Source organism: Roseivirga seohaensis subsp. aquiponti (assembly GCF_001267955.1).
GTDB lineage: Bacteria > Bacteroidota > Bacteroidia > Cytophagales > Cyclobacteriaceae > Roseivirga > Roseivirga seohaensis.
The window spans coordinates 57565-77992 of the sequence record NZ_JSVA01000009.1; the positions used below are offsets into that span (position 1 = coordinate 57565).

Genomic DNA, 20428 nt, shown 5'->3' on the forward strand with positions numbered 1-20428 from the left:
TGAATTGAGGCTACACTGAAGTGTGGCCTTCATTTTTTCTAAAAATTCAGATTAAATTTCCCCCTTCACCTTATATAACTGCCACCAAGGCGTACCTGGTGAATCATGATGCTCATAGTGGTAGCCAAAGAAATAACAGCTTAAAAACGCCCAAAGGTGGTTCTTCTTTTGGCTTCGCGAAAAGTGCTTATTGTCGGGGGAGTGATGGCCTTTATGGGGTAAATAGGTGCCGAAATAGAAAAGCTGGAAAGTAGAGAGTACAGCGGGTAGCATCCAAAACAGTATTAGGTTTTCCACCGGAAAAAAGAGCTTTAAAATATTGAAGCTAATGGCCATTAACACAATTTGCTGCCAAGTAATGTACTGTTTTAAAAAGCTGAAATACCAAGAAAAAAAGCCCCCGTTGTGATAATCAGGATCTTTATCCGTAGCTACAAATCTATGATGTTCGTGGTGCTTGGGAAAAAGTTTATGATAGAAATTGAAACTGAATAATAAGGCGCTAATCGTGCCTATTAGTTTATTGGTTTGCCTGTTTTTAGATATGGTACCATGCATTCCGTCATGGGCGGTAATGAAAAGACCCGTATACAAATGCATTTGAACCAGAATAAGCAGATAAGTGAAAGGAGATGAAAAGTTGATATTCAAATTCAAGCCAAAGGCAAGGCAAACTCCCCAAGTCATAATAATGATTAGCGCGATAATCACCCCAAAATGATTTTTGATGCTATTCATATTACAAAGAAAGGAATAATCAATTAGAGATTCTGCAAGTGTTGCTGAACCTCTTGCATTAGCCACATTGGCGTAGAGGTAGCTCCACAAATGCCAACACGTTCGTTTTTACCAAACCACTCAGCTTTCAAATCGGCAACTGAGGAAACAAAATAAGTATTCGGATTTTGATCTAAACACACATTATAAAGCACCTTTCCGTTTGATGATTTTGTGCCACTCACAAACACAATTCGATCGTAATTCTTGGCAAAATTTCTCAATTCTTTGTCGCGGTTTGAAACCTGACGGCAAATCGTGTCATTTGTGTTTACTGTAATTCCATTATCTGCCAGCACCTTGTTTATTTCATAAAAGCTATCGGTGCTTTTTGTGGTTTGGCTGTAAAGCGTTATTTCTTTAGGTAATGTAGCTAAATCAAGTTCTTCTAGATTTTGAAAAACTACAGCTTCTTCATTGGTCTGACCTAAAAGCCCAACTACTTCAGCGTGGCCATGTTTGCCATAGATGTAGATGTTTTCTTCCTTATCGAATGAGTTTTTGATTCTATTCTGAAGTTTTAAAACTACGGGGCAAGAAGCATCGATCAATTCAATATTATTTTCTAAAGCCAGTTGGTAGGTAGAAGGCGGTTCGCCATGAGCTCGAATCAAGACCGGAGCATTCTTTATTTCCTTGAGCTCGTCATGATTAATAATTTTCAATCCTTTAGACTCAAGCCGCCTCACCTCTTCATCATTATGCACAATATCTCCCAAGCAATAAAGCATACCTGTTTCGTCCAGAATATCTTCGGCCATTTCAATGGCGTATACTACTCCGAAACAGAAGCCTGAACTGGGATCGATTTCTACAGTGAGGTCAAACATGCGGTAACAAACAAGTGTTTAACTATTTTGTTTAAAATTTCTACGATTATCTAAACTCTACTTATAAACGAAAACTAGAGTACTTTGATTCTATGTTGAAAATAAGTCAACAGCAGAATACGCATTTTCATGCTGTCCTTTATCCTTATTCTTTCTTGTTTAATACGCGAAGCTGGCAGCCTTTTTATTTTTCTGAAAAGCTTTAAATAGTACCTATAAGCCAGGTAGACCCCCAGTTTAGCCCCTTTGGGCAAACGAAGAATTCCCTCCAGTGCTTCGTCAAAATCCTTTTGAATATCCTGCTCAATCAAATCCTTTGCGGGTTTGGTAAACTGGTTAAAATCTACGCCCGGAAAATAAACCCGTCCTCTTTCTTCGTAATCACTTTTAATGTCTCTTATAAAATTTACTTTCTGAAAAGCAGCGCCAAGCTTTTTAGCAGGCGCTACAAGCGAGTCATAAAGCTCTTGATTGTTTTCGCAGAACACCTTTAAACACATTAACCCCACCACTTCGGCCGAACCATATATATATTGTTCATAGCCCGTTTTGTCATATGTGGTTTCTTCCAAGTCCAGTTCCATACTGTATAGAAATGCTTCGATCAAGTCATGGTCAATTTTGTATTGGTTCACCACTAACTGAAATGAATGCAGAACAGGGTTAAAGCTTACGCCATCTTCAATCGCCTTGTAGGTTTCTGCTTTAAAATCTTGAAGAAGTGTTCTTTTGTCATAATCGTGGAAAGTATCCACAATCTCATCGGCATACCTCACAAAGCCGTAGATGGCATATACAGGCAGATGGAATTTCTTGTCTAAGGTTTTTATGCCTAAGGTGAATGATGTGCTGTAGCGCTGGGTAATTAGCCTACTGCACTCCAATGAGGTTTGGTTGAATAAATCCATCATTATAATTTACAAAATCTATTCGCCATTTAGGCAAAATCCTTGATAATTTCTTTTGCCACCACTTGCCCAGAGATTAAACTTGGAGGAACTCCAGGGCCTGGCACGGTTAGTTGACCGGTGTAAAACAGATTGTTTAACTTTTTGTTTGCCAATTGAGGTTTTAAAATTGCAGTTTGGGTTAGTGTATTCGCCAAACCATACGCATTCCCCTTAAAAGCATTATAGTCACTTACGAAATCTTTATGAGCAAAAGATCGCTTGTATACTATGTTTTCTTTAAAGTCGAGCCCCATTCTATCCTTCATTCGTTCCAAAATCAGGTCGAAATAGTGTTCTCTAATTTCTTCGGTATCATCTAAACCAGGAGCCACAGGAATGAGCATGAAAATATTTTCGCAGCCTTCTGGCGCAACGGTGTCATCTGTTTTGGAAGGTGCCGAAATATAAAAAAGTGGTTTCTCTGGCCATTTTGCTACGGTATAAATATCATGCGCATGCGGCCCAAAATCTGTATCGAAAAATAAATTGTGATGAAGAAGTCCGTCTAATTTTTTGTTTACCCCAATATAATATAGGAGCGAACTCGGAGCCATTACTCGTTTGTCCCAATAAGCCTCATCGTAATTTCTAGTCTCACTATCGAGCAACATGCTATCCACATGATGATAGTCAGCGCCAGCCACTACAACATCAGCCGTAAAATCACCGTGGTTTGTACTAACGCTAGTGGCTTTCTTTCCTATATAATTGATGGAAGTTACTTCGTGATTGGTAAGAATTTCAACTCCTTTTTCTTTGGCCAAGCTTTCCAGCGCTTCAATGATTTTATACATTCCACCTTTAGGATACCAAGTTCCTAATGCCATATCCGCATAGTTCATTAAGCTGTACATGGCCGGAGTATTTTCTGGAAGGGCTCCCAAGAACAGCACTGGAAACTCCATTAGCTGGATAAGCCGTTCGTTCTTAAAAAATTTTCGAACGTGCTTAGCCATTGATTGAAAGATTTGAAGCCTCACAGCGTCAATGGCTAGTTTTGAGTTTGCAAACTCGAGTACGGAACGGCTAGGTTTATAAACGAATTTATTAATTCCTACTTCGTACTTATACTCGGCTATTTTCAGAAATTCCCGTAATTGATTTCCTGCCCCCGGCTCAATTGAGTCAAATAATTTTTCTATTTCCTGCATATTGGCAGGAATAGGCATAAAATCATTTTTACCGTGGATTACCTGATAGGAAGGGTCTAGCCTGATTAGTTCGTAATAATCGGCTGTGGTTTTCCCAAAATGATTGAAGAAGGATTCGAACACATCGGGCATCCAATACCAACTCGGCCCCATATCAAAAGTAAAGCCCGACTCTGTAAACTGTCGGGCTCGGCCTCCAATGGAGGTGTTTTTTTCTAATATCTTAACTTTAAATCCTTTATCGGCTAGGCATATGGCTGCTGAAAAACCAGCAAAACCAGAACCTATAACTACCACCTTGCCTTTACTCATCGAGGATATTTATTAACGTGACTTATATACGCTTAATTTATCCTTTAAAAGTTTCCTAGCAATGTGAATTCTATTTTTTACTGTGCCAATCGGAATTTGTTCTCTATCAGCAATCTCTTGATATTTAAACCCTCTGAAGTACATCATGAAAGGTATTTTGTATACATCATCAAGTTGATCGATTGACTTATTGATGTCATTAAGAGTAAAATCTCCGTAAGCATTATTTTCAATTTTAGTGCTCGAAGAATTTATGAAATGAAGATTATCTGTGGTGTCAATGAAAGTACCTCTTCTCATCATTTTCTGATAATTAGTGATGAAGGTATTTTTCATTATGGTATACAACCATGCCTTGAGATTTGTTCCTTCAGAAAACTTATCTCTGTTCTTGTACGCTTTCATCAGAGTTTCCTGAAGCAAATCATTTGCGTCTTCAGAATCTCTAGTCAGCTTTAGAGCAAAAGGTTTTAGTGACTTACTCATTAGTCCGATCTCGTGGTTGTATTCTAGAACTGTCATGGCTGTCTTTTTAATTTTGTTTAACAAATATCTATAAAGGTTAAACAAAATACAAACAAAAACCATGATGTTTTTTAAAATACGATTTAGTTTTAGACCCCGCATCGATCTAAAAATCAATATAAAAGGCACGATTAATTGCCTAAAAGGAAATAGAAAGGTGTTTTGAAAAAATTTGTGTTCCTAAAAAATAATTCTTTCAGAATGTCATCATTTTTTAAGGCATCACTTCTAGTGTAGAAAATATTACCCTTATGGGGTATCGACTGTGGAATTCTCTTCCGCAAAAGTGATCAGGTCATTAAGGCTTGCCAGGATAGTAACGTTATTGGGTAGTTCTAGGTCTTGACCAACCACCTGCCGTCCACTGACTAAAATTTCTGAACTAGGAAAAAGATTTGATAGCTCTTCAATGTATTCTTTCGGTGTAGAGTTTTGAGGTTTACCAGTAAGCACAGTTAATAAATACTCAGGCTCATAAATTTCATGCGCCATCTTTAAGTCAGTAATGGGTAATGTTTGGCCAAGGTATATCACTCTTCCGCCTCTTGATTTTATGAGATAATTTGCGAAAAGCAATATGAGCTCATGAAGCTCCCCCTCTGGTAAAAACAGCATATATTTTTTTGCAGAACTATCAATATTGGTCTGTTGACCATCAATAGCAACCATAATTTTCTGTCGCACTAAATGACTAATAAAGTGCTCTTGAGCAGGGTTAATGGCATCTGTAAGCCACATTACTCCGATTTTAGATAAAAACGGAATTACCAAGTTTGTCATGGTTCGTTCAAAACCATGCTTAAGGGTATTTGAATTTATTATTTTTTCGAAGCGCTGTTCGTCTAAATCAATCATGCACAAGGTAAGGGCATAAATCTGATCAGCGAAGTTGGTGCTGCTATCTGAAATATTGATAATGGCTTCGTTCAATTGTTCCCGAGTCATTTCGGCAATCTTCGATATCTTAATGCCATTGTCTTTTAACAGTGACACATTCAGAATAAGCTTCAGGTCGTCTTGATCATAAAACCTAATATTGGTTTCTGTTCTCTTAGGATTAATAAGGTTATAGCGCTGTTCCCAAATACGTAAAGTATGGGCCTTAATTCCTGATAAATGTTCTAAATCTTTGATTGAATAATTCGCCACGGCTAACTTTCTCCTTCCTCGTTAAAATACTTTTTCGGCACTACAAACAAACCAAACGATACTGAATCGTCTTTTTCTTTTGATTTGTGATGCGCCCTATGTGCCCTTGTAATTGCTTTTAAATATTTAGACTTTGGTCGACCAAGAAGCTTTAATCTTTTGTGAATGAGTACATCGTGTAAAACAAAGTAAAGCATTCCGTACAAACTAATTCCGCAACCTAACCAAAACCTGTAATCTAAATTTTCAACTCCTAAGAAGATCAGCACTACGGCCGCTCCTCCAAAAAGGAGTGTAAAAAGGTCATTCAATTCAAAATAACCCTTTGTATGTTGATGGTGTGTTTTGTGAATTTTCCATAAAACCCCATGCATGATATACTTGTGAATCCACCATGAAAAGGTTTCCATAAGCACGAAACCCACCACTAACCACAATACAGCTTTAATCATCAGCGGCATAACTCAATGTTTGATGCTTTGTTTAACAAAAATTCAAATTAGGTTAAGACTTACGAAAAACGCCATTTCTATAATAAGAAGCTTTATTGCAAGCGGATTGTTTTTAGAAAAGTCCAATTTTTGAAAAATTACATGAAGAAAGAAAGAAATTAGGTACCAACTTAAATAGTTGCGGAGTGGGATATCGGAGCCCGCCCACTGCCAAAAATCATAACGGATGGCCACTGGCTCAATCAGTAAATCAAGTGTCACCATCATTCCCGCTCCAACAGCGCTCCGAACCCAAAAGTTACTGGAGAGTCTGTTGCTGGCGATTCCGGTAATATAGATAAGTATCGCCCAGTTCAGGCCAATAGTAAGAGGTACAGCAAATACTTTAAAACCTAAAGTTGGGCCATAAGCATATTCACCAAAGATGGCTCCTGTTTTAACGCCTGCCACTTCAATAAAAAACCCGAATAGAAAGGTGAAAATAATGAAGATGAAGTATTTGATATTCTTGCCTTCTTCAAAATGAAAAATAATAGCGGCTGTAAGCAATAGGTTAAAAGGTGTAAGCGACTGAAAAAGCGCTCTACTTTCTTCAAAATACAAACCCAATACCCCAGCCGTATGCATGGCTATAAGTAAAATAAAAGCAATACGTTGATTTTGACGACCAGTTGAGAGAAGTTGTTTTAACATGATTTTGAAAAACTTGATGAACCGCTTATTGTTTTAGGGTTCAAGCAGATTGTTTTAGATTTGCAGTAAATCTAATATTTATGATCTTATACAACGTTACCGTAGCAATTGAAAAAACTGTAGAGGAAGATTGGAAAGTGTGGATGCGCGATATTCATATTCCCGAAGTAATGGCTACAGGTGCTTTTGTTGAGTATAAATTTTTTAAAGTGATGAGAGAAGAAGAAGACTCTTCGTCTTATAGCATTCAATATTTTGCTGAAGATCATAGCAAATTACAAGCTTACCTTGGCCAACACGCGCCCGGCCTTCAGCAAAAAGCAGGAGAAGCCTTTCCTGGTAAATTCGCTGCTTTTAGAACTTTGCTTCAGGCAGTGGAGTGATATTTCTCTTGCGCTTAAAAAGATCGATGGACTCGAACAGGAGGCTCTGCATAACTATAGATATGTTCAATCGTATATTTACAAACGCATTGTAGAATTGGTAAATTCACTAACTTTAGAATATGGATATTAAAGCTAAGAAACTTCATTTCATTCAAGAGGTATTGGCTTTGACTAATGAAAAGGTCATTGATAAGCTCGAATCTCTCCTTAAAAGGGAGAAGCTGAAAAAAGCTAAGAATACTTCAGCGCATGATTTATTGGGAGTAATGACCAAGGATGAGGCGCATGATATGAAGAAAGAGATTGAGGCAGCTTGCGAAAATATAAATGAAGAAGACTGGAAGTAATTCATTCCTTTTGGATACTAATATCATAATCGATCTTTTTCAGGGTGAAAAGGGAATTGCGGATAGAATTGAGAACTCCGATATCACATACATTCCAATTCCTGTTTTAGGAGAGCTGTATTTTGGAGCAGAGACTTCCAAGCGAAAAGCATATCATACTGATCAAATTCAGAAGTTATTGAAAGTCGTAGAGTTGCTAAATACAAGCGATATTACTGCTGAAATTTATGGAAGAATAAAGTCCAAACTTAAACTAGGTGGCACTCCAATTCCAGAAAACGATGTTTGGATTGCTGCTATGGCAATTGAGTATAACCTACCTTTAGTGACAAGGGATAATCATTTCACTAAGATTAAAGAGCTAAGTTTAGAAAGATGGTGACTTCATCTACCCCATCTTATACTCCTGAATCTGCTTCAACTCTAGCTTACAATTGATCCATTCTTCATCTAAGTTAGCCCCTAATTTTTTGTAGAAGTTAATAGCGGGTTCGTTCCAGTCGAGCACTTGCCACATTACTTGACGAGCATCTACATCCTTGGCTTCTTGAACAATGGCATCTAAAAGTTTTTTACCAATACCTGCACCTCGCTTGGCTTTTCTAACCACCAAGTCTTCAAGAAAAATAGCTTTGCCCTTCCAAGTAGAGTAACGATAATAAAATATAGCCGTGCCCTCGATCTTGCCATCTGCTTCGGCCACAAAGAATTCAAAAATCGGCTTCTTCCCAAAGGCATCTTCTGTCATTCTTTCTACAGAATTTTCTACTTCGTGAAGTGCCTTTTCGTATTCTGCCAATTCCTTAACCAATTCAAAAACTTGGGTTAAATCCTTTGCAGTTCCTTTTCTGATGGTAATGCTCATGCTGGGTATATCAAAGAAATGGGGCCTAAGCCCCATTGTATTCCAATTAAATTTTATCGAAGCCAGTATATGGTACCAAAACTTCTGGAATATTGATTCCGTCTGGTGTTTGGTTGTTCTCTAAAATGGCCGCTATGATTCGAGGTAGAGCCAAGGCACTTCCATTTAAGGTATGCAACAACTGAGTTTTCTTATTCTCGTCTTTGTATCTCAATTTTAACCTGTTGGCCTGAAAAGTCTCAAAATTACTTACAGAGCTTACTTCTAACCACTTTTCTTGGGCAGCAGAATATACTTCAAAATCGAAGGTGAGGGCAGAAGTAAAGCCAATGTCGCCACCACAAAGTCTTAAAATTCGATATTGAAGCCCAAGCTTTTCAAGCAAATTAGCCACGTGATTACACATATCGTCCAGCGCTTTGTAAGAATCTTCGGGTTTACAAACCTGAACAATTTCTACTTTATCGAACTGATGTAACCTGTTCAAACCACGAACGTGCGCTCCCCAGCTTCCTGCTTCTCTTCTAAAACAAGGCGTAAAACCAGTGTGCTTAATTGGTAGTTGGTCTTCGTTTACAATTACATCTCTATACAAGTTGGTAATTGGCACTTCGGCAGTAGGAATAAGATACAAATTCTCATTCCCCACATGGTACATTTGCCCTTCTTTATCTGGCAACTGCCCCGTAGCATAACCAGAAGCTTCATTTACCATAATTGGAGGTTGTACTTCAGAAAAGCCTGCGGCCACTGCTTCATCTAAAAAGAAATTGACCAAAGAACGCTGCAAACGAGCACCCTTTCCTTTATAAACAGGAAAACCAGCGCCAGTGATTTTAATACCTAGGTCAAAGTCTATAATGTCGTACTGTTTGATCAAATCCCAATGGGGAACCGCACCTGCATAAAGCTTAGGGGTTTCACCAACTGTTTTCACAACTTCATTGTCCTCGTCTGTGTTTCCTGATGGAACCGAAGGATGAGGCACATTTGGAATTGTATACAACAAAGCCAAAAGCTCCTTTTCTACTTGATCCTTCGCTTCTGCCAATTCTTTACTGGCAGATTTGAGTTCGGCAGTTTTACTTTTAATGGCTTCGGCCTCTTCGCGTTTTCCGGCCTTCATTAAGCCGCCTATTTCTTTGGCTAATGCATTTGCTTCTGCCAAATTGGAGTCGAGGCTTTGTTGCGATGATTTACGTTTTTCATCAAGCGCAATGGCCTGATCCAAAACTTGTTCAACATTCGGGAAATTGCGTTTCTTCAATCCCTCAATTACCCTTTCTTTCTCCGTTACAATTTGGCTGATTTGCAGCATAACTAAATATTCGTTTATAGCGGCAAAGTAAATCAATTCCTACAAAAAAGAGGGGGAAAAACTAGCCAAGTATATCCTTTTTATTAAAATTACCGTTGAATGTTTGATAAGTAGACGGAGATGCTCTATACTTGCGTGTTCCTAGGATGAGAGTGATCTTTTTCTGCACATCATCTCTTGAATTACTCAAATAATTATTTCATTAATTTTAATTAACTCCCACCCATTCGGATAAGGGATTCCCCCAAAGTATAAATCTATGTACACCATTGAAGAATTGAAGCTAATGCTGCTTTCAGAACTGAAAGAAATTGCAGAAGCGATGAGCTTGAAGAACTACAAAAAGCTCGGAAAACAAGAACTTATTTACGCCATTCTTGATCAACAAGCTCGAACTCCAGACGAAGCTTTACCAAAAAAAGCAGCCGTTAAAAAGGAAGAAACTACTAAAGAAAAAGCTGAAAGAACCGAGCGCCCAAAAAGAAGGGTTCAACGTGAGAACGTAACTGAAGTAAAAGCAGAAGATTCGGCCAAAAAGGATGACTCTACTGAAGAAAAACAAACTGAAGTAAAAGAGAATAAACCACGCGAGGTAAGAGCCCCAAGACCACGTCCGGAAAGAAAGGATGCTCAACCAAAATCTTCTGAAAACGAAGACAGCGAACAACAAGAAAAAGGCGAACAGCAAGAAGGCGAAGCAAGAGATGCTAAGCCAGAAAGAAGAAATAACGACCGTAGAGAAAACGGTGATCGTAGGGACAACAGAAAAAACAACAAACAGCAATACAATCAGAGCATCAAAGATTTTGACGGCTTAATTGAAAGCGAAGGCGTTTTGGAGATTATGCAAGATGGCTACGGCTTCTTAAGATCTTCGGATTACAACTACTTGGCTAGCCCTGATGATATTTATGTATCGCCTTCTCAAATCAAATTATTTGGTTTAAAAACAGGAGATACTGTAAAAGGCCAAATCAGACCTCCGAAAGAAGGTGAAAAATATTTTGCTCTATTAAGAGTAGAGTCTGTAAATGGAAAAACCACTGAGGAAATTCGTGATAGAGTTCCTTTCGAATACTTAACCCCACTTTTCCCTGAAGAGAAAATCAATTTAAGTACTAAGCCAAGCCTTACTTCAACCCGAATTTTGGACATGTTTGCTCCAATTGGTAAAGGGCAAAGAGGTATGATTGTGGCGCAGCCTAAAACGGGTAAAACTGTTTTATTAAAAGAAATTGCTAACGCGATTGCTGAAAACCACCCTGAAATTTATCTGATCATTTTATTGATTGATGAAAGACCTGAAGAGGTTACTGATATGGCCAGAAGCGTAAAAGCAGAGGTAGTATCTTCTACTTTCGATGAACAAGCAGATAGGCATGTAAAGGTTTCTAACATTGTGTTAGAGAAAGCGAAAAGAATGGTTGAGTGTGGTCATGATGTAGTTATTCTTTTGGATTCAATTACACGTTTGGCCAGAGCTTACAACACCGTAGTGCCTTCTTCTGGTAAAATTCTTTCGGGTGGTGTAGATGCAAACGCACTCCACAGACCAAAAAGATTCTTTGGTGCTGCAAGAAACGTAGAAAACGGAGGTTCGCTTTCAATTATCGCTACTGCCTTAATTGAAACTGGTTCTAAAATGGACGAAGTAATCTTTGAAGAATTCAAAGGTACGGGTAACATGGAGCTTCAGTTAGATAGAAAACTGGCCAACAAGCGTGTTTATCCTGCTATCGATGTTCCTGCTTCTGGTACAAGAAGAGAAGATCTATTGATGAGCAAAGAGGAATTACAACGTGTTTGGATTCTGAGAAAATTCATGTCGGACATGAACTCAATCGAAGCCATGGAATTCTTATTAGACAGAATGAAAGGAACGAAAGACAACGAAGAGTTCTTGATTTCTATGAACGGATAATTCTTCCAAGTCGAAAAATTAAAAGCGATTATCGAAAGATGGTCGCTTTTTTTGTTTCACTGCTTTCTACATAAAGACTAAATTGAAGTAAATGAGAGGAAGAACTAAATTATTATAGCAAATTGGTCAGAGATTGAATACATCAATCTACCTACCTCAACATATCTCTAATCTTCTTTTCGCAAACCGATAATAGCAATAATGCTACAACTAGAAATTCTGAAAAAGCACACTGGTTTTGTTTGGGGTATAATTCTGCTTGTACTCCTACATTCGAGTTCCGTTTTACATGCCCAAGAGGTAATCACAATCGATTCACCCTTATTTGATTTTTCGGTCAGTAAGGGGAAATCACTACTTGTTTTTGAAGATACCACTGACGCACTAACTTTAAATGATATTATTGAAAACCCACCATTCAATAATCAAGTAACTGGTCCAAATAATATCACTGGGTTTTACTGGATCAAACTAAGCCTACAAAACACAACAAGTAACGATTTAGAGGTAATTGTAGAAGGTTTTAGGTCGATCAACAGTCAGCTCTTTCAGGTATTAGAAAATGGAGAAATTTTTACGGCTCGGTATGGATCGTTTCAAAAGAAATCAGGGCTTAACCCCGGAGATAGTCGGGCGCATGTTTCGTTTATTCTGAAAAAAGGAGTTACTCATGACATTTACTTTAGAGTTCATGGCAGAGCTTTCAAGGGTAACTTTATGGATAGCAAAACCTTCCGCACCAAAAAAACACAAGCTCAAGTACAGGATTTATTATTCTTTGGCGCTTGCCTGATTTTCGTGATTTACTCACTTATACAGTTCGGTGTTTATCGATACATGCCATATTTGTGGCTGGCCATGTTCGCGCTAGGAATGGGCATGTATGCCTTCTCTGTGCAAAACTACTTTGTAGACTGGATTCTGCCCAACGCTCCAAAAACTGGGCTTAACTTCACTATGCCTTGGTCTCAATTTGGCCATTTAGGAATGTTGCTTTTAGCCATTAGCTTTCTTGAGTTAAAAAGAAAATTTCCCTTTTGGTATAAAGTATTTATTGGCCTGATTATTCTAACCGTTTTACGCACAGTAATCGGTGTGGTGCTTACGGCAGTCTACCAAAATTATGGACTCATGACTGACATGAGTATTAAGCTGCTTATGATTGACATTGCCTTGTTTCATATTATGCTTTTTGCCCTTTGGAAAAAGGTAGAAAAAAGCAGAAAGGTGTTTTTAGTAGGCTTAATCATTTTCGGGTTAACTCTTATAATTGCTTCATTAACATGGAAGTACATTTTTGTATCTAAGTCCGTTGTGCTTTTGTATACCAGCTCACTAGGGTCGTTGGTGCAGGTGCTTATTTTTTCCATTGCCATTGGCATTAGAATGAGGCAACACGAGAAAGAAAAGAATTTAGCACTCAAAAGGCTGAACATTGTATTGCATGAACAGAATAAAAAAATTGAGAACGAGGTAGCCGAAAGAACAAGAGAGATAGAAGATCAGAAAATAGTTTTACAAGAACGAAATGAACGAATAGAAACCCTTTTCAAAGAAATTCACCACAGAGTAAAAAACAACTTACAACTGATTTCAAGTTTGCTCAACATGCAACAAGAATGGAGCGGAACAGAAGACTCTGCCAAAGCCATTGAAGAAAGCAGAAGTAGAGTTGTGGCCATGTCGATGATTCATCAGTTCTTGTATCGAACAGATGATATCGCAACCATTGATTTTAGAGATTACGTAATTGAGTTGGCAGAAAAAATCAATTCCATTCAGACTGAAAATATCGAGTATCACCTTTCGGTAGACTTTGACTGCCATCCGAACTTTGATTTAGACACATCAATCTCTCTCGGTTTAATTTTAAATGAGTTGTTGACTAATTCTTATAAACATGCCATCAGCAAAAATCATTACCTAGAAATTCTGCTTAAACTTCACCTTAGAAAGGATGGAATGTTTAACTTAACATGCCAAGATAATGGATATCCAATGCCCCATACATTTGAGCAAATGACAAAAAAAGGATTTGGTCTTAAGCTAGCTTCACGACTAACAAAGCAATTACACGGAAGCCTTAGCTATAGCTATAATTCTGGAAATACTTTTACGATTGTATTTGCTGATGAGAAAAAGAGAATGACACTTGTTGATTAATATATCATGAAGAAGCGGATATTAGTGGTAGATGATGAAGTAATTATTGCAGATGATCTTTGTAGCACCTTGATTAAACTTGGTTATGACGCCTTGGAACCAGCCCTTTCTTATAAACAAGCCATAGAAGTGTTGTCAAACGAGTCAATAGACATGGCTATTCTAGATATTAACTTGGGGGGAAGAAAAACCGGAATGGACGTAGCCGAATACATTCAAGAGCATTTAAATATTCCTTTCATTTATCTGTCGTCACATACTGATTCTAAAACTTTAGAGTTAGCCAAAAACACAATGCCCTACGCCTACCTTGTTAAACCATACGGAGCTACTGATGTAATGACAGCCATTGAAATTGCTTTTAATAACCAAAAACGCTACTCTGAAACCAAAGTAACTGCAGACTCAGAACAGATTAGTAACTTAACGGCTATGGAAAAAGTGGTAATTAGAAAAATAGCCGAGAACCTTTCCACCAAAGAAATAGCCGAACAACTCTGCGTTAGTGAAAGTACAATTAAGAATCACCGACACAATATCTGTGTAAAATTAGATTTGGCATCGGGAACCCATTCACTTCTTAAGTGGGTAATGGAGAATAATCAGTATATTCAATAATTATGATCTCCCAGTTCAAAAAGCATCTCATCCGCCAGATAACAATCTTTGGCATTTTTATACTGATGCCAATGAGTATTCTTGCTCAAAATACTCTAAAAATAAAAATGGACAGTTTGGAGCAAATTATTACTCAAACGAGATCGGAAGACAGCCTAAGTAAATTATTTTCTGCCCAAATCGAGCTAGTTAGGGAAATGGAAGACTTTGCTAAGCTGGCTGAAATAGAGCTTAAACTAGCCAAAATTTCGAGTTATGATGGAATTGAAATGCAAAGGCATGCTCAAAATGCACTCAATTATTATAGCGCTCAACAAGATACCGCAAACATAATTGACGCTACCTATCAAATAGCCTACTCAAAGCAACTTCAAAACGATTATGACAGCACCCTTTTTTTTGCTAAAGAAGTGGTTTATTTAGCCGAAAAATCACAAAACACAGTATCTGTTATTAGCGGACGATTAATGTTATCGTCTGTGCATAATCACTTGGGTCAATACCCAGAATCATTACAAGAATTGAATAGAAGTAAGATTTTGGCAGAGAACACACCAAACAATAAATCGGTAATTACAGATATACTCAACAGAGAGTCATTTATATATTATTCATTGGGTGAATATGATGAGAGTGCTGATAGGATCAGCCAGATTATTGAAATATTAAAACCTGAAGGAGAGGCCAGAAAATTGAACATTTGGTCGAATAATTTAGCAAGCGTTTATTCCCTTTGTAACTGCGTTTCGTTTGAAAAAAGAAAGGCTGTACTTAAGGAATCAATCAACTACGCAAAACAAGCAAATTTCACCTATGGTAAAGCATTCGCTTATAAACATTTGGCCGATACTTATAGAGATGCAAATCAATTTGATAGCACCAAGTATTATTTAGAACAGATTGAGGTTTTGCTTCCCGAAATCAACAAACCCGATTTTACCGGATTAGTGAGTGTGGCCCAAGGTTCATATTGGGCTAATGTAGGTAACAACAAAAGAGCAATTTCCTATTTTTTAAAAGGCTACAATATTTGGAAAACACTAGGCAAAAAGAAAGACCAGATGGACATTGCTTTGTATTTGAATGATTTATATCAAAAGCAAAAAGACTATGCTAACGCTCATAAATTCCTCAATACATATGTGGCATTAAAAGACTCCTTATTTAGCGAAGAGAAAATAAGAGAAGTTAAAGAGCTTGAGTTGGCTTACGATTTCAGACAAAAACAGATGACCGATAGCCTCAAAAATGCCGAACGACTCCTAAAATCTGAATATGAAACCACCCTTCAGAAAAGATCAAAATTGATGATTCTATTCGTGGGAGTTGCTATCCTTATTGTGGCCATAATCATTTATTACGGCTTTATTAAACAGAAGAAGCTCAGCCAGTTGCTTCAAGTAAAAACCGACCAAGTAGAAAGTGAACTTCATCAAAAAGAGCTGCTTCTAACAGAAATTCATCATAGAGTAAAAAATAACTTTCAAATTCTTTCTAGCTTATTAGAGTTACAAGCAAAAGGAGTGGATGACCAAGCTACAAAAGATCTCATATCAGAAGGAAAAAGCAGGGTAAGATCAATGGCGCTCATCCACAATCAACTTTATAATAATGATAGCCTAACTATCCATTTGGCTGGCTATCTTCAAAATCTAATCAGTGAAATTCAAAAGTCCTTTGAAGGGCAAACCTCCAAGGTTAAAATGGATGTAGACCCTAATTTTACGCTCGACATCGATAATATGGTTCCACTTGGGCTTATTGCAAACGAGCTTGTTACCAATGCCTTTAAATATGCCACAAAAAATAACAACCAGTTAAAGCTAGAAGTAAGCCTTTATGAAAAGAATGGACAAAACCTGTTTGTTTTTAAAGACAACGGACCAGGCTTACCTCCAAGTTTCGATATCAAAACCACAAAAAGTACGGGAATTTGGCTCATCAGTCGTTTGGCGCTCCAACTACACGGCCACTACGAATACGAGTATGATAATGGTGCGGTATTCAAAATTTACTTTACACAAAGCGAGTTTGTAAACGCCTAAAAAAGCTTTTTCAATTATTTAATCACAATATAAACCTTGTGGTCTATTTACCCCTCTACCGCTAGTCAATAGCTTTGTAACTATGCTAGGAGCCAGCACCTTGTCGGTAAATAGAAAAGTTCTTGTAGTGGAAAATGAAATCATTATTGCCGATGATATCGCCATGACAATTGCCAATATGGGTTTCTATCCTTTAGACCCTGTCTTTGATTACAATAGCGCAGTAGATTCTTACAACACCTACAGCCCCGACTTGGTAATTATTGATATTCGCCTTCAAGGAAAAAAAACTGGAATTGATTTTGCCGAATGGATTCGCACTCATTTCAATACACCAATTATCTATATTACTGTTTTGGGAAGTAAAATCATCAGACACCAAGCCGAGCAAACCCAACCTACAGCCTACTTGGTAAAACCTTTTCTAAATCAAGACATTATTGATGCGGTAAATTTAGTATTGAGCTAAAAAATTTAGACCTAAAGGTCTATTTACTGCTTTATATTCTCAATGTAGTTTTAACATGTCATTAGCCCCTTTTTATAAGGACTAATAATTTGAAGAGACTTACTGTGAATCAGAAAAGAATACTAATCGTTGAAGACAATCTAGAATTGGCCGACTGTCTTTCAGAAGCACTCAAGGCATGTGGTTATCAAACTTGCCCTGTCGCTAGGTCTTATAACGAGGCCATTTCGTATTTTGAAACCTATAACCCCGACCTTGTTACTTTAGATATTCATATTGAAGGTGAACGAACAGGAATTGATGTTGCAAATTTTATTAAGAAAAACTCAAATACTCCTTTCATCTATCTTTCTGGCTCAATCGACCGATCATCTATTTCATTAGTTAAAGCTACCAACCCCTTTGCATTTTTGGTAAAACCATATGAGTTTCTTTCACTCGAAACCACTTTAAAATCCGTTTTCAATGACTCTAGGCCGGCAATTAAAAATGCCCAGGCTGAGAAAAAAAGGCTTCCCAAATTTACACCCATGGAAGAAGTGATTTTAAAGGATGTTGCAAGCGGCCTTACTTCGCAGAAAATTGCTTCAAAACTCGACTTAAGTCCTAGCACTATTAAAAATCACAGACATAACATCTGTGTAAAACTAAAATTACCTAGAACTACTCATTCGCTCTTAAACTGGGCACTTGAAAATAAAAGACAATTGAAGCTCTAATCAAGCTTTGAAAAAATTAGTAATATCTTCTTTTTAATTGTTTGAAAAGAATGAATTTAGACCATGAGGTCTATTTACCAATGTTGATAAAGGTTTTAGCTTTGAAAAGAGAAGCCTTAAGGGCTAATTCAATTCAAATTGAGGATGTGGGTGTTCTTGTTTGAGCTGCTTACTACAGGGAAACTCAACAGATTTTCCCTGTTAGGCAGTTTCACCTTTTTTACAAATAAACAAATAGTACCCTTCTTAACGGCTTAACTCTATTGAGCAAGAAGTAAATATGTATTACAAAATATTTGTTAGTCTTAATTACAGACCTAAAGACTAATAAAGAAATCGATAATTTCGGTAGACGACTATTTGGTTGAGGTATAGTCAATCTACGAAGCCACCATACGGGTGGCTTCTTTTGTTTATGGCTATACGGTTTTCTTATCATGGCAAAACTCTTGCAATACTCAATTCATTAATAACATAAATGAATCAAATGCCACTGTTAGGAAAGCTAATAAAGAAATCTATTGATGTTGCCAACGATCTGTTTGAAGAAGATAAGAATCCCGTTGAAGCACAAACTGTAGTATTAAAAAACTTGCTAGAATCGGCTAAAAACACTGATTTCGGAAAGAGGTACCAGTTTAATGAAATACTTAAATCAGAAGACCTCGCCAAGTCGTTCCGAGTATCCGTTCCATGCTTTGATTATCACCGAATGTTTGGGGAATGGTGGAATAAAACTGTGGAAGGAATTCCCGATGTAACCTGGCCAGGTAGCCCAGAATATTTTGCACTTAGTTCAGGAACCACAGGTTCTAAAAGCAAGCGAATACCGGTTACAAAAGAAATGATTGAAGCTATTCGAAGCACTGGAATCAAACAAGTAATGAGCCTTTCTGATTACGACTTACCCGATGAATTTTTCCAGAAGGGAATTCTTATGCTTGGTAGCAGTACCGAACTTGAAGAAAGAGATGGACATTTAGAGGGAGAAATTAGTGGCATAAGCGCAAGTAATATTCCGTTTTGGTTTAAAGGATACTACAAACCGGGTGAAGAAATTGCTAAAATTCAAGATTGGGATGAACGCGTTCAGCGAATTGCTGAGCAAGCACCCAATTGGGATATTGGGGCTCTTTCGGGAATACCCTCTTGGATTGAGCTCATGCTTAAAAAGGTTATAGAACATAATAACTTAAAAAATATACATGAAATTTGGCCATCGCTGTCGGTATTCACAACAGGCGGGGTTCCTTTTGAGCCTCACCAAGAAAGCTTTGAAAAGCTATTAGACCATCCCTTACTTTATTTAGATACCTACTTGGCTTCAGAAGGGTTTATCGCTCTTCAAGTAAGGCCTAACGAAGACATGTCGATGCAGTTGGCCTACGATGGCGGTATTTATTTCGAGTTTATCCCATTTCAACCCGAGTATTTTGACGAAAACGGAGCGCCATATGAGGACGCCCCAGCCCTAAGTTTGGCTCAAGTAGAAGAGGGTAATGAATATGCAATGCTGATTTCAACCGTTAGTGGCGCTTGGCGTTACAGTATTGGCGACACTATAAAATTCACCAATAAAGAAAGGGCCGAAATTAAGATTACGGGCAGAACAAAATTCTTCTTGAACGTAGTAGGCTCACAACTCTCTGTAAACAAAATGACAGATGCCATTCAAAAACTTGAGGAAGAATACAAAATATCTATTTCAGAATTCACGGTAGCAGCTGTAAAGCATGAAGGAGAGTTTTACCACCAATGGATAATTGGTAGTGAAAATGAAAATAATATAGATGAAGAATCGCTGGCTAACTCTTTAGATAAAGCACTTAAAAGTGCGAATAAAAACTACGGTGTGGCTAGAAGTAAGGCATTAAAAGGAGTTAAACTCAAATTAGTAAATCCAGAAATCTTCTACGATTGGGCCGAACAGACTAAGAAAAAAGGCGGGCAAATAAAAATTCCTCAAATGATGAGTGAGTCAGAAATGAAGGCTTTTTTAGAGTTTATTTCATGAAACATCAGCTATTTTCTTAGGAATCTCCTCCTCATCAGTATTTACAATTTCCATAACCTCTTCAGGCGACAGATAAAGTCGCTTGATTTTTTTCTTGTATCGCTCAGGAAGATGTGTGTTGTTAAGAATAAAGTTCTTGGTTTCCAATATTTCAGACCTTAAACCATGGCGAACCGCAAATTCATCTGCTCTTCTTTCCGCTGCTCGTATGTACCTTCCCAAAATAAGATAACCTAAACCAAAACCTATAAGTGATAGCACAGACCGGTCTTTATAATCCATAACATGACCAAGTTCATGACCAATCCAACCAACTAAAATAGTTTGTGGCAGTTCTTCAATTCTCATCAATTTTCCTTCAATCACAAACCTACGCCTTACATAAATTACATAAGCCCGATCTTCTAACAAGCTAAAAACAGACTTCAATGAAGGCCTAGCGCTCATTACCGATTTGTTCTTCTTTTCCGCAAAGCGAAACTCTATTTTTATGCCTTTGAGCTCTGGGTAGTGCGAAAGCGCAATTAGGGCGGGTGTTCTAATTTCTTCTGGAATTTTCTTTCTCCAGCCAAATGTATTTAACAGTAAGGGTTCCATAAATTTTGTGTTAGGAAGCGTTTATTCAAAAATTGTTTTGCTTCTGTTTTTTGAACTTTGATTGGTCGGCCTCTAATTTTCACAACTAAAAAACTCCCTCCAAAGCCCATTTTCACCATTTATAGAG

The 20428-nt window shown here is 37.6% G+C and carries 21 protein-coding genes; 10 read left to right on the forward strand and 11 right to left on the reverse strand.

Translation table 11 applies throughout. The features are described from left to right. Positions 1 to 51 precede the first annotated feature (51 nt). The 8 genes from OB69_RS08885 to OB69_RS08920 all read right to left on the reverse strand — a co-directional run bounded on the left by OB69_RS08885 (position 52) and on the right by OB69_RS08920 (position 6839). A complete protein-coding gene (locus tag OB69_RS08885; protein WP_053223370.1) occupies positions 52 to 738 on the reverse strand; it encodes a fatty acid desaturase in 687 nt (228 codons plus the stop codon). 23 nt (positions 739 to 761) lie between these two features. Then, on the reverse strand, positions 762 to 1607 hold the full coding sequence (locus OB69_RS08890; protein WP_053223371.1) for a 4-hydroxy-3-methylbut-2-enyl diphosphate reductase: 846 nt from the start codon (positions 1605 to 1607) through the stop codon (positions 762 to 764). A gap of 74 nt (positions 1608 to 1681) precedes the next feature. Next, positions 1682 to 2518 (reverse strand): phytoene/squalene synthase family protein, encoded by an 837-nt coding sequence (locus tag OB69_RS08895; protein ID WP_053223372.1) that lies wholly within the window; start codon positions 2516 to 2518, stop codon positions 1682 to 1684. A 26-nt stretch (positions 2519 to 2544) separates the two neighbouring features. Then, positions 2545 to 4020, reverse strand: coding sequence for a phytoene desaturase family protein (locus tag OB69_RS08900; protein WP_053223373.1), 1476 nt, complete (start codon positions 4018 to 4020; stop codon positions 2545 to 2547). Positions 4021 to 4032: 12 nt separating this feature from the next. Further along, positions 4033 to 4542, reverse strand: a complete 510-nt coding sequence (locus tag OB69_RS08905; protein ID WP_053223490.1) for an RNA polymerase sigma factor — start codon at positions 4540 to 4542, stop codon at positions 4033 to 4035. A gap of 252 nt (positions 4543 to 4794) precedes the next feature. Further along, on the reverse strand, positions 4795 to 5694 hold the full coding sequence (locus OB69_RS08910) for a MerR family transcriptional regulator (protein ID WP_053223374.1): 900 nt from the start codon (positions 5692 to 5694) through the stop codon (positions 4795 to 4797). Positions 5695 to 5696: 2 nt separating this feature from the next. After that, entirely contained in the window at positions 5697 to 6146 is a 450-nt protein-coding gene (locus OB69_RS08915) for a sterol desaturase family protein (protein WP_053223491.1), read from the reverse strand. A gap of 42 nt (positions 6147 to 6188) precedes the next feature. After that, positions 6189 to 6839, reverse strand: coding sequence for a carotenoid biosynthesis protein (locus tag OB69_RS08920; protein WP_053223375.1), 651 nt, complete (start codon positions 6837 to 6839; stop codon positions 6189 to 6191). Between the two features lie 80 nt (positions 6840 to 6919). On the opposite strand from OB69_RS08920, the gene OB69_RS08925 reads away from it, so the two are divergent. The 3 genes from OB69_RS08925 (at position 6920) to OB69_RS08935 (ending at position 7954) form a co-directional block, all read left to right on the forward strand. After that, positions 6920 to 7222: a DUF4286 family protein gene (locus tag OB69_RS08925; RefSeq protein WP_053223376.1), complete on the forward strand. Its 303-nt coding sequence runs from the start codon at positions 6920 to 6922 to the stop codon at positions 7220 to 7222. A 122-nt stretch (positions 7223 to 7344) separates the two neighbouring features. Beyond that, positions 7345 to 7572 carry a hypothetical protein gene (locus tag OB69_RS08930; RefSeq protein ID WP_053223377.1) on the forward strand — a complete coding sequence of 76 codons (228 nt, stop codon included), beginning with the start codon at positions 7345 to 7347 and terminating at the stop codon, positions 7570 to 7572. Beyond that, positions 7553 to 7954, forward strand: coding sequence for a type II toxin-antitoxin system VapC family toxin (locus tag OB69_RS08935; protein ID WP_053223378.1), 402 nt, complete (start codon positions 7553 to 7555; stop codon positions 7952 to 7954). The genes OB69_RS08930 and OB69_RS08935 overlap by 20 nt, the downstream gene beginning before the upstream one ends. Positions 7955 to 7960: 6 nt before the next feature. On the opposite strand, the gene OB69_RS08940 is transcribed toward OB69_RS08935, so the two are convergent. Together OB69_RS08940 and serS are read right to left on the reverse strand one after the other, a co-directional pair. Next, positions 7961 to 8437, reverse strand: coding sequence for a GNAT family N-acetyltransferase (locus tag OB69_RS08940; protein WP_053223379.1), 477 nt, complete (start codon positions 8435 to 8437; stop codon positions 7961 to 7963). Positions 8438 to 8483: 46 nt separating this feature from the next. Beyond that, positions 8484 to 9755, reverse strand: coding sequence for a serine--tRNA ligase (gene serS / locus OB69_RS08945; protein ID WP_053223380.1), 1272 nt, complete (start codon positions 9753 to 9755; stop codon positions 8484 to 8486). A 259-nt stretch (positions 9756 to 10014) separates the two neighbouring features. Between serS and rho the strand changes: the two genes are divergently transcribed. The 7 genes from rho to OB69_RS08980 all read left to right on the forward strand — a co-directional run bounded on the left by rho (position 10015) and on the right by OB69_RS08980 (position 19704). Continuing rightward, complete coding sequence (gene rho / locus OB69_RS08950) at positions 10015 to 11676, forward strand: transcription termination factor Rho (protein ID WP_053223381.1); 1662 nt, start codon at positions 10015 to 10017, stop codon at positions 11674 to 11676. A 201-nt stretch (positions 11677 to 11877) separates the two neighbouring features. Next, positions 11878 to 13839, forward strand: coding sequence for a histidine kinase dimerization/phosphoacceptor domain -containing protein (locus OB69_RS08955; RefSeq protein WP_053223382.1), 1962 nt, complete (start codon positions 11878 to 11880; stop codon positions 13837 to 13839). A gap of 6 nt (positions 13840 to 13845) precedes the next feature. Then, on the forward strand, positions 13846 to 14457 hold the full coding sequence (locus OB69_RS08960) for a response regulator transcription factor (protein ID WP_053223383.1): 612 nt from the start codon (positions 13846 to 13848) through the stop codon (positions 14455 to 14457). Between the two features lie 71 nt (positions 14458 to 14528). Next, positions 14529 to 16502 (forward strand): histidine kinase dimerization/phosphoacceptor domain -containing protein, encoded by a 1974-nt coding sequence (locus tag OB69_RS08965; protein ID WP_185096891.1) that lies wholly within the window; start codon positions 14529 to 14531, stop codon positions 16500 to 16502. Between the two features lie 82 nt (positions 16503 to 16584). Continuing rightward, positions 16585 to 16971, forward strand: coding sequence for a response regulator (locus OB69_RS08970; protein ID WP_053223385.1), 387 nt, complete (start codon positions 16585 to 16587; stop codon positions 16969 to 16971). 104 nt (positions 16972 to 17075) lie between these two features. Further along, positions 17076 to 17690, forward strand: coding sequence for a response regulator (locus OB69_RS08975; protein WP_053223386.1), 615 nt, complete (start codon positions 17076 to 17078; stop codon positions 17688 to 17690). 487 nt (positions 17691 to 18177) lie between these two features. After that, on the forward strand, positions 18178 to 19704 hold the full coding sequence (locus tag OB69_RS08980; RefSeq protein WP_053223492.1) for a GH3 family domain-containing protein: 1527 nt from the start codon (positions 18178 to 18180) through the stop codon (positions 19702 to 19704). On the opposite strand, the gene OB69_RS08985 is transcribed toward OB69_RS08980, so the two are convergent. Continuing rightward, entirely contained in the window at positions 19699 to 20301 is a 603-nt protein-coding gene (locus tag OB69_RS08985; protein WP_053223387.1) for a M48 family metalloprotease, read from the reverse strand. The genes OB69_RS08980 and OB69_RS08985 overlap by 6 nt on opposite strands. Positions 20302 to 20428: the final 127 nt, after the last annotated feature.